The organism is Bacillus sp. 41-22, from assembly GCF_025809295.1.
GTDB classification, from domain to species: domain Bacteria; phylum Bacillota; class Bacilli; order Bacillales; family Bacillaceae_G; genus Bacillus_A; species Bacillus_A mycoides.
The window spans coordinates 1,172,424-1,184,634 of the sequence record NZ_CP084035.1 but is presented as its reverse complement, the minus strand read 5'-3'; the positions used below and the strand labels follow the sequence as shown (position 1 = coordinate 1,184,634).

Genomic DNA, 12,211 nt, shown 5'->3' with positions numbered 1-12,211 from the left:
CTCTTCCTCTCCATTAAAGCTTTTCAATCAATTATCCATACAATAGTGTAACATGCATGCTACCCTTCGTATAACTCTTTATATTTTTTCATATGTGCCAATTGTTTATTTAAACCGAATTCTACTGGTGTATTTTTTTGAATAGAAATAACCTCTACAGCTTCATCCCTTACTTCCATATTTTTGTTATTTACTTTATCATCTGCATGTAAAAGACTCATACCTTTTTCCCATAACTCTTCTTTTCCACTAAGTAAATTATATATACCGAGGTGTTTTACATTCATTCCATTTTCCCATAAATATTCACATACATCTTCAACGTAAAGTAAATCACTTCCTTTTTCTCCATTTATACAACGGCACTCTTTTTCATCAAGTTCTGATAAAATAAGCTGATGATACATCATAAACGACGGTTGCCACGGCCCATATAATGTAGGAACTCGATATGCACTATATTGTAATTCGCCTTTTTTCAACCCTTCTTCCACTTTCGAAAATAGATGTTTGTTTTCGGATTCTTCAGTGCTTCCTATTTCAATAGAAGAAATTAGATTTAACTTTACTTTATTTTTTTCACACATCCTTACGATTCGTTTTAAATATTGTAATATGACCCTTTCATTCCGAAATCCACTTTGCTGATTCGGCTCATACAAGCAAAAATAAACTGTATCGAAACTCTCTTCCTCTACCGATCGCCATCCATCTTCATCCCTTATAGAATAGTACGTAAATAACGCATTCCGCCCAATCAACAATAATTTCTCTTCATTAATTTTTGTCATACTATCAAATTCATCAAAATCAAGACCATATACTTCTACTTCTTCTGCAATCATTTTATTCACAAGGTGATAACCTACAAACGTAAGTGCACCTATAATCAGCACGCGTTTCATACCACCAACCCTTTCCCCTTGAAACAAATAGCTCCTCATTTATGTATATGGGAGCTTCACAATTCTTCTTCATATTTTTTAAAGAAATCAGTCGTTTGTCTAACCATTTTATATTTCACATCTTGCAGATGGAATAAAACAGAAGTATCGCATTGATTGAATTGCCTCATTTTCTCGTATTTACGTAACAATTGTTTTCTTCCTCTTTTTTCCTGTGTTGAGACAAAAACTTTAACAGGTACACAAGACGGCAGAAGCGCAAATGATTTCTTATTTATTTTTGATTCTAATTCTTCTTCTTTGGAATCATACGCCAAACTTAATTCCTTCACTAATCTTTTGTAAAAAAACTTATGCTCTTTCTCAAAATCCACATATTCTGGTAAATCTAAACACGGATTTAACATAACGACAGAACGTATACATTCAGGGTATTTGTTCATCATCTCCAGTGCTACAAGCGCTCCCATACCATCTGCCATAATGTGCATTTTCGCATTCAACGTCTCTTTTCTTAGAACGACATCATACAAACGTTTTGCAAGACGAACAGCTCGATCGTTTCCCCAATGCCTTCCGTATAAGTTAGATGAAAAGACCGTATAGCCTTTTTCAATAAGGCCCTGTAAAAAATAAGCTCTCCCTGCATGCTGTGTCCATAAACTTGTACCATTCTCAATAAAATAGTTATAATCTCCTAGGAGCATAACAGAAAATCCATTTGGCTTTTCCGGTAAATAAATTACACATGGTTCTTTTTCTAAGTAAAAAAAACGTTCCGTAATACTCATTTTTCCCCCGCCTTATTTTCTAAACGTATAAAAGTACTCTTTTATAATGTATGAACAGAATGCAAATTTGCGTTGAAAAATCTACAAATATTTTTCTATATTCTTTTTTCAATTGTGTTACAATAAGGACAGATTGAACGAATAGAGGTGTAAAATATGCGTTTCATTTGGGCATTAATTTGGTCGTTCGCACTTGTACATATGATGAGCTATGTAATCGGCTCTATGACTGGCGGTACATACGATTTTAACCAAGCGTCTATTTTCTCAGTTGTTCTTGCGGTATTAGTATTAGCGATTGCAGCTGCGATTCCAAACGAGCCAGTAGAACAACACTAAAAAAAGAGTCCGGATTTTATCCGAACTCTTTTTTTACTTCACGCGCACGACTAATTCGTTATTTTCTACATCAACCACTACGTGACTATTGTCAGTAATCACTCCTGCAATTAATTCTCTCGCTAATTTCGTCTCAACTTGACGCTGTACGTATCGTTTTAACGGACGAGCTCCGTACAGCGGATCGAATCCAGCTTCTACAACAAATTCTTTTGCAGATTCCGTCAATTCTAATGATATGTGGCGATCTGCTAAACGCCCTTGTAATTCTTGTACAATCTTATCAACAATACCTTTAATTTCATTCCTTGTAAGAGGTTTGAATAAAATAATTTCATCGACACGGTTTAAGAATTCTGGTCGGAAATGTCCTCTTAATTGTCCCATTACAAGTTCTCTTGACTCTTCTTTAATAGAACCATCTTCTTCTAGCCCTTCTAATAAGTGAGCAGATCCAATATTTGAAGTCATAATAATAACCGTATTTTTAAAGTCTACTGTACGTCCTTGTGAATCTGTAATGCGTCCATCGTCTAACATTTGTAATAAAATGTTGAATACTTCTGGATGTGCTTTTTCGATTTCATCTAACAAAATAACAGAATATGGTTTACGTCTTACTGCTTCTGTTAATTGACCACCTTCTTCATATCCAACATATCCAGGAGGCGCTCCAATTAAGCGTGACACTGCGTGTTTCTCCATATACTCAGACATATCGATACGAATCATTTGCTCTTCACTGTCAAATAATGTTTGCGCTAACGTTTTTGCAAGCTCAGTTTTACCAACACCTGTAGGGCCTAAGAAAATAAATGAACCAATTGGACGATTCGGATCTTTAATACCAGCGCGAGCACGAAGTACTGCGTCTGATACAAGGCTTACCGCTTCCTCTTGACCGATAACACGCTCTGATAAAATTTGTTCAAGACGTAATAATTTCTCACGTTCACCTTCAACGAGTTTTGCGACAGGAATACCAGTCCACCTTGAAACAATGTCTGCAATTTCTTCTTCACTTACTTCCTCGCGTAATAAACGATTCTCTTGTTTATTATGTGCACCCATCTCTTCCGCTTCTTTTAACTCTTTTTCGATAGCTGGAATTTTCCCGTGGCGAAGCTCAGCTGCTTTATTTAAATCGTAATTTCCTTCTGCTTCTTCTAACTCACGGCGCAAGCGCTCTAAATGTTCACGTAAGTCACGCACTTTATGAATGTCTTCTTTTTCTTTCTCCCATTTCGCTCTCATACTACTTGCAACTTCTTTTAAATCCGATAATTCACGTTGCAATGTTTTTAGGCGCTCTTGACTACCTAAGTCCTTTTCTTTCCCAAGAGCAGCTTCTTCAATTTCCAGCTGCATAATGCGGCGCGTTACTTCATCTAGTTCTGTTGGCATAGAATCAATTTCTGTTCGAATTGTTGCACAAGCTTCATCAACAAGATCAATTGCTTTATCGGGCAAGAAACGATCCGAAATATATCGATCTGATAAAACAGATGCCGCTACAATCGCGCGATCATGAATATTTACACCGTGATAAATTTCAAAACGCTCTTTTAAACCACGTAAAATGGAAATTGTATCCTCAACAGTTGGCTCTTCTGCTAACACTTGTTGGAAACGTCTTTCTAACGCTGGATCTTTCTCAATATATTTACGGTATTCATCTAATGTCGTTGCCCCGATACAATGCAGTTCACCACGCGCTAGCATTGGTTTTAACATATTTCCCGCATCCATCGCTCCTTCTGTTTTACCAGCGCCGACGATTGTATGAAGTTCATCAATGAATAATAAAATGCGACCTTCACTCTTTTTAATTTCATTTAATACAGCTTGCAGACGTTCTTCAAACTCACCGCGGAATTTTGCTCCGGCCACAAGTGCACTCATATCTAAAGCGAAAATTGTTCTATCTTTTAATCCTTCTGGGACATCTTTTTTCACAATACGCTGCGCTAATCCTTCAACGATTGCTGTTTTACCAACACCTGGCTCTCCGATTAAAACGGGGTTATTTTTCGTTTTGCGTGAAAGAATGCGGATCACGCGGCGAATTTCACTATCTCTGCCAATTACAGGATCAATTTTCCCCGCTCTTACTTCAGCCACTAAATCACGGCCATATTTTTCTAACGCTTCATAAGTTGCTTCTGGATTTTGACTAGTCACTCTTTGATTCCCCCGAACTGTCATTAAAGACTGTAATAAGTTATCTTTCGTAATATAAAATTTTGCGAATAATTGATTTATATCGCCTTTTTCTTCAGAAAAAGCAAGTAATACATGTTCGATTGAAATGTAGTCATCTCGCAATTTCTCCGCTTCTTTTCCTGCTCTTACAAGCAGTTGTTGCAAAGCACCTGTTACATATAATTTCCCTGCCTCTGCCCCGCTTCCAGTTACAGAAGGCTTCTTCTTAATTAAACTTTCTACACCTTGCTTTAACGCTTCTATATCGACATTCATTTTTTGAAAAATACGTACTGTTAATCCGTCTTGCTGCTCTAATAACGTAAGCAATAGATGAACAGTATCTACTTCTTGATGATGATGAGATACCGCTAAAGATTGAGCACTCATAATCGCTTCCTGTGTTTTCGTTGTCATTTGATTTAAGTCCATCTTTACAGCCCTCCAAATGTTTGACTTTCTTTGACCTTTGATTTGATTATACGCCAACTGACTTTTTTATACAATAATTTTGCTTATGTAGTTCAAACTTATTATTGGAAAAAGAAAAAAGTAACATTCATTTTCCTAATCAAAAAAGCCGCAATAACGATTGCGGCTTCTGTTACGGTTTTCTTTTATATGTCCACTGACGGTTATGATTCGTGTTATCTGGAAACTTTTCACCGGCAGTTAATTGTACCATTTGCGGATTTTTCACCATACTTCCCGTTTCACCAATTTCTACGTAAATGCCATCATTTGGCGCCTTTTGCCCTGAACGAAACCTGCGATTTTGTCCCATTTCCATTCTCCTTCCATGACGTCTTGCCTCATTAGTATATCCATTTTAAAAGAAAGCTTTTCTGTCATGTTTAGGAAACAAGTACTACGGTTTACCCATGTACATATATATAATTACACAAGCTTAAGCAGGAATTATTGGCATATTTGTTGAAAAAAAAGAAACCAACCTACTTTAGGCCAGTTTCAAAGGAGAGTCAAACATATACGAGAAGATTACATGTTCATTATAAGTCGCATCATTCAAACAATGTAACCCTTTTCACAAATTGTACATAATGAAAGAAACATTGTTTGAACTTTCTAAAAAGATATTGACTTTTCCTAATTTCCAACGAGAAATAGTAGACACCACAGCGCTTCGCGACGTAAGATGGATATATAGTGAAACTTTCATCTACAGTAGTTTCACCCAGTCTAACCTCTTATTTCTGCATATAAAAAACGGAAATACAGATAGAATCAAAAAATTTATTATAAGAGGTGAAATTATGAACAAACAACATTTAATCGCATTAGACTTAGACGGAACTTTATTAACAGACAACAAAATAATTTCTCCAAGAACGAAAAACACAATTGCAAAAGCAAAAGAACAAGGACATATTGTCGTTATTTCAACAGGGCGTCCATTCCGCGCTAGTTACGATTATTATAAAGAACTTAGCCTTAACACACCAATCGTAAACTTTAATGGAGCTTACGTGCATCACCCTCTTGATTCAAGTTGGGGAACACATCACTCTCCTCTTGAACTTTCAACAGCGCAAGAAATCGTCCGAGCTTGCTTTGATTTCGGCGTGAAAAATGTCTATGCTGAAGTCATCGATGATGTGTATGTCCGTGAAATTGATGAAGATAAAAAACATATTTTTGAATTCGGTTCTCCAAAGATTTTCACAGGAGATTTATTAAATATTTTAAACGACCATCCAACTTGCTTATTAATCGATGCACATGACGAGCATTCTGCTGCAATTCGCCAACATTTAACAGATATGCATGCTGAAGTCATCGACCATAGAAAATGGGGTGCGCCTTGGCCAATTATTGAAATTGTAAAAAGCGGATTAAATAAAGCTGTCGGATTACAAAAAATTTCAGGCCATTATAATATTCCTAAAGAGCGAATTATCGCTTTTGGTGATGAGGATAACGACTTTGAAATGATCGAATTTGCTGGTCATGGAATCGCAATGGGTAATGCGATTCCTGAATTAAAATCACTTGCAAATCATACGACATTAACGAATGAAGAAGATGGTATCGCTCTATATTTAGAAGAGGTTCTTGGATTGTAATCTAAAAATTCCCTGCTTATAGTTTCTCGCCAAACGCTCATACTATTATTAGACGCAAGAGAAAGCGCGTCAATTGTTTTCAGCTAAATAAAGGGGGTTTTTCGAATGGGTAAAAAGAACAAATCAAAGCGTTTTATCCAGCAAGGAGCCGATGCTGTTATGAAGCATGATGCAAGATTCCCGTACAGAGGTACATTAGCTGAGGCAGAAAAAGCGAGAAGTAACTCTTCATTTGGAGGGGTTTAAATGGGGAACTTACTATTCCAACAAGCTAGAGACGCTGTTTCAAGTGCCGTTTCTTGTTCAAGTGGCGCTGAACAACAGGAACTCGTTTATAGAGCAAAAAACTCTTTGCACTCTGCTTATGCAAACTCTTCAACTGCTGAAAAAGTTCAGCTACGTGAAATGCAGGAGCAATTGCAAAACATTACGAATTCGCATTAAAAAAGGAGGACCAGCTTTGGTCCTCCTTAATCTTTTCTAAACAATCCAAACACACCGACCGTTTGCAGTATATTTGTAAATGCACCTGGGTCCACTTGTTTAATAACCCTCTCTAATTCGTACAACTCGTAACGAGTAATAACAATCATTAACATTTCTTTATTTTCATTTGTATAAGCACCTGTTGCTGGTATAGTTGTAATCCCCCTCACTAAGCGAGAGTGAATCGCTTTTCGCACATCTGCCCCGTTCTTTGTAACAATTAATGCCGTAATCTTCACATGACGGGTATGAATCGCATCAATAATTCTCGTTGATACATACAAAGTGACTAAAGTATATAATGCCTTCTCCCATCCATACACGTAGCCAGCAGCGATAATGATAAGTGCATTAAAGAAGAAAAAATACGTGCCGACAGGCTTATCTTTTATTTTTGATAAAATCATAGCAATAATATCTAGACCACCTGTAGAAGCCCCCCACTTTAAAGCAACCCCTACCCCAATCGCTGAAATAATCCCACCAAAAATCGCATTCAATATAATATCGTGCGAAACCGCTCTAACTGGGATAATTTCTAAAAACAAAGTCATAAATACAACACAAAGAAAACTAAAAAATGTAAAGGCCTTCCCAACCTTTTTCCACGCTAAAATAACGACAGGAATATTAAACAAACTAAACAATACCCCCGTAGATATATGAATAGATAAAAAGTCACCTAATATTTGTGACAATAATTGAGACAATCCAGCAAAACCACTCGCATACACTTTCGCTGGTGTTAAAAATAAATTCATCCCAATCGCATTTAATAAACCCGCAATAATTACAACGACTAACTTCTTAATAAGTTCAGTATAATTCAGCTTCAAATCCATTTCTAATCCACCTTTAGTATTCATAAATGCACCGCTATACATAGTCTTTACGAAAAAGGAAATGATAAACATACAACGTTTAGAAATGGAGTTGATACATATGCCACATACTAGCGATAACGACAAAAAAGCACGCGACAATAATGCAAAGCGCACTCAAAAAAATGAACAAGAGCAAAAAAATATTCAGCAAGGAAAACGTGCATATTCTAAGAAAACCGATCACCTTTGATTACATCGTACATCAACGTTAATGTTGATGTACTTTTTTACATTTTACAGGGAAAAAACATTAAAAATTCACTTCATGTTCACTTCTATATTCTACAATAGCGATAACATATTCGGATGAGGTGTTAGCATGAAAGGAAAAAGTACATTCATTATCACTGCACTAATAAGTATATTAATGCTATCTGCTTGCGGACAAAAAAATGACTCGGCCACAATCGCTACAACAACAAACTCAACCATTACGAAGAGCGATTTCGAAAAACAATTGAAAGATCGATACGGAAAAGACACGCTATACGAAATGGTAGCACAAGATGTTATTACTAAAAAATATAAAGTATCTGATGATGCAGTAGATAAAGAAGTAGAAAAAGCAAAAGATCAATATGGAGAACAATTCAAAGCAACACTAGAAAATAATCGTTTAAAAGATGAAGAAGATTTCAAAAATCAAATTAAATTCAAACTTGCATTGAATGAAGCGATTAAACAAAGCGTTACAGAAAAAGATGTGAAAGACCACTATAAACCAGAAATTAAAGCTAGTCACATTTTAGTAAGTAACGAAAATGAAGCGAAAGAGATAAAGAAGAAATTAGATACCGGCACTTCATTTGAAGAATTAGCAAAACAAGAATCTCAAGATTTAGCATCAAAAGATAATGGCGGAGACCTCGGATACTTCGGGGCAGGAAAAATGACACCTGAATTTGAAAAAGCTGCCTACAAATTAAAGCCCGGCCAAATTAGCAATCCCGTAAAATCACCAAACGGCTATCACATTATTAAACTAACTGATAAAAAAGATTTACAACCTTACGATAAAGTGAAAGACTCTATACGTAAAGACTTAGAAGAAGAACGTCTTGCCGACCCTTCCTTCGGTCAAAAATTATTACAAGATGAATTAAAAAAGGCGGATATTAAAATAAACGATAGTGACTTGAAAGATACATTTTCTCATCTTTTTGGGAAAGAGAACTAAAATAAAGCACAATCTTATTTTTTCAAATAAGGTCGTGCTTTTTCTTCAGACTTTTATAATGCCAATTGATGTGATCTAGTTCTGCCTCTACTTCGATTAATATATCTATTAAGTCGTCTTTATTTTACTGAACGCAAAAAGAACTACCTCCTCCCTAATAAACTTAGAGAAAAAATAGTTCTTTTTCATTTATCTTATTTCTTAAAGTAAGTCCAGCCTTCTTCTTGGTAAATCTTTTCTTCTTTCATCAGTTTACCAAGTGCGCGCTTAAAGGCAGCTTTACTCATATTGAAACGTTCTTTAATGTCTTCTGGGTTGCTCTTATCCCAAAACGGCATCGCTCCGCCTCGTTCTTCCATATATGCATAAAGTACTGCTGCATCATCTTCCATTCCTTCTTCTTTACGAGGAAGAAGTGAAATGTTAATTGTACCGTCATCTTTTACGTCAATAATACGACCTGTTACGCGCTCACCGATGCGGACTTGTTCTTTTCTTTCTGTATGGTGTAAGAAAGCACGGAAATGCTCGTCAGTTAGTATGAATGAACCAACTTGAAGTGAGCGATACACACGTCCATTTACGTTTTTATTACGCATAGATGGCGTTGCATCTACGATAATTTCTTGCATATCACTGTCTCTTGCCGGAAGAGCGATTAAACGATCACGATTCGTTAATTTTAACGTACAATATAATTCGTCGCCTTCTTGAGGCCATACTGGCATATAAATTGGAAACTCATCAAGTGGAATTAGTATATCTTTTGATACACCAATATCAACAAACACACCTAAACTAGGAATAACTTCTACAACCTTTACCCAATTCCAATCATGTGTTGTAATAATTGGTTCCTTCATTGTTGCTGAAATACGATTTTGGTGATCAAGGTATAAGAATACATCAATCGTATCGCCTTCTGCAATTTCTCCAGCTAGTTCGTTTTTATGTAGGAAGATTTCTTCCTCTTCGTTTCCAACCATATATCCGATTTCCGTTTCGCGTAAAACAGTTACCTGTTCAATCGATCCTAATTGCAAATACATATTTTTTAATTCCCTTCTCTATATATAAAGTTATCTTTTTTATCATTCCAAACAAAAGTTAATTATAACACGATTTTTCCTTTATTTGTCCAACTGCCCAAAATTCACTATAATTAAATAAAGACTGTATCTATAGGACTATATTCCCCTACGGATGATCCGTCAAAACACTTAAGTTGCAACACTCTATCTAATCGATGTATTTTCCGCTATACTTTAATATGTATATTACATAGCCTATTTAGGTGCATGAAAAGATAGAAATTTATTTGGAGGTGCTAACTATGGCAAAAGAGAGTTCTTTTGACATCGTTTCGAAAGTAGAATTACCTGAAGTAACAAACGCAATTAACATCGCATTAAAGGAAATCCAAAACCGATATGACTTTAAAGGTAGTAAAAGTGATATTAAATTAGAAAAAGAAGTACTTGTTTTAACTTCTGATGACGAGTTCAAATTAGACCAAGTAAAAGACGTTCTAATTTCTAAGCTTGTAAAACGTAACGTTCCAATTAAAAACTTGGACTACGGAAAAGTTGAAACTGCATCTGGTAATACTGTTCGCCAACGTGCAACTCTGCAACAAGGTATCGATAAAGATAACGCGAAAAAAATTAACAACATCATTAAAGAAATGAAATTAAAAGTAAAAACGCAAGTACAAGATGACCAAGTACGCGTAACAGCGAAAAGCCGTGATGACTTACAAGCAGTAATCGCAGCCGTTCGCAGCGTCGACTTACCAATCGACGTACAGTTCATTAACTACCGCTAAGAAAAAAGATCCTCTATCTATACAGAGGATCTTTTCTTTTTAACCGCAATTAAAAAAGCAATAAATAATACGTTCACACCGACTATTAAGGAGATAAACAACCAATTCACACCTGTTTCTTCGCTAACTTTATACACATTCGACTCTTCGCGCTTTAAAACAAGATAAAACTTTCCGTTTTCTTCTCTTATAATTTCGTCTTCTAACAATCCTCTTAACTCTTGTTTTTCACCAATTGCACTTACAGGTAAGGAAACCTTTTTCGTCTCTTTCGTATTATTAATCGCTACTAGTGTTACTTCATCTTTATACTTTCGTTTTAATATACTCATTCCATCTTTATCATATAGAAGTTCAAACGTACCACGTCGTAAAGATGGTCTCGCTTGTCTAAGTTCACCTAGCTTCGTTATGTGCTGCATAAACTTCTCATCAGATTTGAAATCCATTAATCGTCTATTATCTGGAGCATCTCCCCCATCTAATGCGATTTCAGTTCCGTAATAAAAATTCGGTATCCCCGGGGATGTTAATAAGTAAGTGATCGCTAGTTTTAAACGAGACGGTGGGTAATACATATTTTCTTTTGCAATACGTGCAAATCTCTTTGTTTCTTGATTATCTAAAAACGTAGCGAATTCCTCTTCTTTTCCGCTCACATCATATAAAGGTTTCACAGACATATCTGCTTTTGAAAATGACTCTACTATTTTTTTATAGTACTCATTATCTTCCTTTGTCATAATGCGAAAATCTTTCTTTACCTTCTGCAAATCCTTTTGCACTTCATCCCAAAAAGCACGCGGCTTTTTTTCACTATGTATCACATAACTTCCGTCTAAATCAACTTCTTTTATCCACCATTTCATCGAGTCTATTAATTGTTGCTCATTTTCTGCATACGGAAATTGAAAGACAACTTTCATTCCTTTTTGATGAGCCACTTTTACAAGTTCTTTCACATCATTTTCTGTTCCGAAATGTTCATTTACTTTTTGAAAGTTTCGAACGCCTAATCCATCATACTTTTCACTTTCAAAAAGCGGCGAAAGCATAATAGTAGTAAATCCCATTTCTTTTATGTAGTCCAATCTTTTTATAATCCCTCTTATATCTCCGCCCTGATACCCTTCTAAATTACCAACGTCTAACTGTTTGTCATTTTTCGGTTCTCCGTTATTAAAGCGATCAATCATAATGGAATATATAACTTCATCTCGCCATTCCCTTTTTTCTTCCGCAAAAGTATGTACTGGTACAAACAAAATAACAGCTAAACAAAAACAAATGAATAGTTCCTTAGTCCATATTTTTTTCACACGCATCCCCCAAACTTCTAATTGTAAGAATATTATACCAATTATTAGAACAAATCGCATACGTTGATTTTATCCATCCAAAATACCTAATGTTAGATTTTCTAACATCACTTAAAAAGTTTTCTGAATTTTTAGTTGATTTTTCTTTTTATTTCGAATATGATATGAAACATAACAAGACGATGTTATTTTTTCTAAC

14 protein-coding genes are annotated in these 12,211 nt (G+C 35.6%); 7 read left to right on the top strand and 7 right to left on the bottom strand.

Going from position 1 to position 12,211, the window contains the following annotated elements:
• Positions 1–59 precede the first annotated feature (59 nt).
• Together LCF45_RS06015 and LCF45_RS06010 are read right to left on the bottom strand one after the other, a co-directional pair.
• The gene (locus tag LCF45_RS06015) at positions 60–932 is read right to left on the bottom strand and encodes an NAD-dependent epimerase/dehydratase family protein (protein WP_263894706.1); all 873 of its coding nucleotides are present in this window, start codon (positions 930–932) and stop codon (positions 60–62) included.
• Between the two features lie 29 nt (positions 933–961).
• Entirely contained in the window at positions 962–1,696 is a 735-nt protein-coding gene (locus tag LCF45_RS06010) for a lipase family protein (RefSeq protein ID WP_002030268.1), read from the bottom strand.
• Positions 1,697–1,852: 156 nt separating this feature from the next.
• Here LCF45_RS06010 and LCF45_RS06005 point away from each other — a divergent pair, with 156 nt between their 5' ends.
• A complete protein-coding gene (locus LCF45_RS06005) occupies positions 1,853–2,035 on the top strand; it encodes a YjzD family protein (RefSeq protein ID WP_001211111.1) in 183 nt (60 codons plus the stop codon).
• A 33-nt stretch (positions 2,036–2,068) separates the two neighbouring features.
• Here the strand turns inward: LCF45_RS06005 and clpB are convergent, their stop codons facing one another.
• Entirely contained in the window at positions 2,069–4,669 is a 2,601-nt protein-coding gene (clpB, locus tag LCF45_RS06000; RefSeq protein ID WP_003187936.1) for an ATP-dependent chaperone ClpB, read from the bottom strand.
• Positions 4,670–4,841: 172 nt separating this feature from the next.
• Complete coding sequence (locus tag LCF45_RS05995) at positions 4,842–5,021, bottom strand: YjzC family protein (RefSeq protein ID WP_000531422.1); 180 nt, start codon at positions 5,019–5,021, stop codon at positions 4,842–4,844.
• Positions 5,022–5,511: 490 nt separating this feature from the next.
• Between LCF45_RS05995 and LCF45_RS05990 the strand changes: the two genes are divergently transcribed.
• The 3 genes from LCF45_RS05990 to LCF45_RS05980 all read left to right on the top strand — a co-directional run bounded on the left by LCF45_RS05990 (position 5,512) and on the right by LCF45_RS05980 (position 6,765).
• Positions 5,512–6,321, top strand: coding sequence for a Cof-type HAD-IIB family hydrolase (locus LCF45_RS05990; protein ID WP_002030271.1), 810 nt, complete (start codon positions 5,512–5,514; stop codon positions 6,319–6,321).
• Positions 6,322–6,426: 105 nt separating this feature from the next.
• Positions 6,427–6,567, top strand: coding sequence for a hypothetical protein (locus LCF45_RS05985; protein ID WP_000516816.1), 141 nt, complete (start codon positions 6,427–6,429; stop codon positions 6,565–6,567).
• Positions 6,568–6,765 (top strand): DUF3813 domain-containing protein, encoded by a 198-nt coding sequence (locus LCF45_RS05980; RefSeq protein WP_002011309.1) that lies wholly within the window; start codon positions 6,568–6,570, stop codon positions 6,763–6,765.
• A gap of 26 nt (positions 6,766–6,791) precedes the next feature.
• Here the strand turns inward: LCF45_RS05980 and LCF45_RS05975 are convergent, their stop codons facing one another.
• The gene (locus tag LCF45_RS05975) at positions 6,792–7,649 is read right to left on the bottom strand and encodes a YitT family protein (protein ID WP_002125914.1); all 858 of its coding nucleotides are present in this window, start codon (positions 7,647–7,649) and stop codon (positions 6,792–6,794) included.
• 100 nt (positions 7,650–7,749) lie between these two features.
• Between LCF45_RS05975 and LCF45_RS05970 the strand changes: the two genes are divergently transcribed.
• Both LCF45_RS05970 and prsA read left to right on the top strand, forming a co-directional pair.
• Positions 7,750–7,881, top strand: a complete 132-nt coding sequence (locus LCF45_RS05970; protein ID WP_001120851.1) for a DUF3941 domain-containing protein — start codon at positions 7,750–7,752, stop codon at positions 7,879–7,881.
• A gap of 129 nt (positions 7,882–8,010) precedes the next feature.
• Positions 8,011–8,868 carry a peptidylprolyl isomerase PrsA gene (prsA, locus tag LCF45_RS05965; protein ID WP_002011303.1) on the top strand — a complete coding sequence of 286 codons (858 nt, stop codon included), beginning with the start codon at positions 8,011–8,013 and terminating at the stop codon, positions 8,866–8,868.
• 194 nt (positions 8,869–9,062) lie between these two features.
• On the opposite strand, the gene LCF45_RS05960 is transcribed toward prsA, so the two are convergent.
• Entirely contained in the window at positions 9,063–9,917 is an 855-nt protein-coding gene (locus LCF45_RS05960) for a CvfB family protein (RefSeq protein WP_002011240.1), read from the bottom strand.
• Between the two features lie 284 nt (positions 9,918–10,201).
• Between LCF45_RS05960 and LCF45_RS05955 the strand changes: the two genes are divergently transcribed.
• A complete protein-coding gene (locus tag LCF45_RS05955) occupies positions 10,202–10,693 on the top strand; it encodes a YajQ family cyclic di-GMP-binding protein (protein WP_002030284.1) in 492 nt (163 codons plus the stop codon).
• Positions 10,694–10,710: 17 nt separating this feature from the next.
• Here LCF45_RS05955 and LCF45_RS05950 read toward each other — a convergent pair whose 3' ends face one another.
• Positions 10,711–12,072: an alpha-amylase family glycosyl hydrolase gene (locus LCF45_RS05950; RefSeq protein ID WP_002125908.1), complete on the bottom strand. Its 1,362-nt coding sequence runs from the start codon at positions 12,070–12,072 to the stop codon at positions 10,711–10,713.
• Positions 12,073–12,211: the final 139 nt, after the last annotated feature.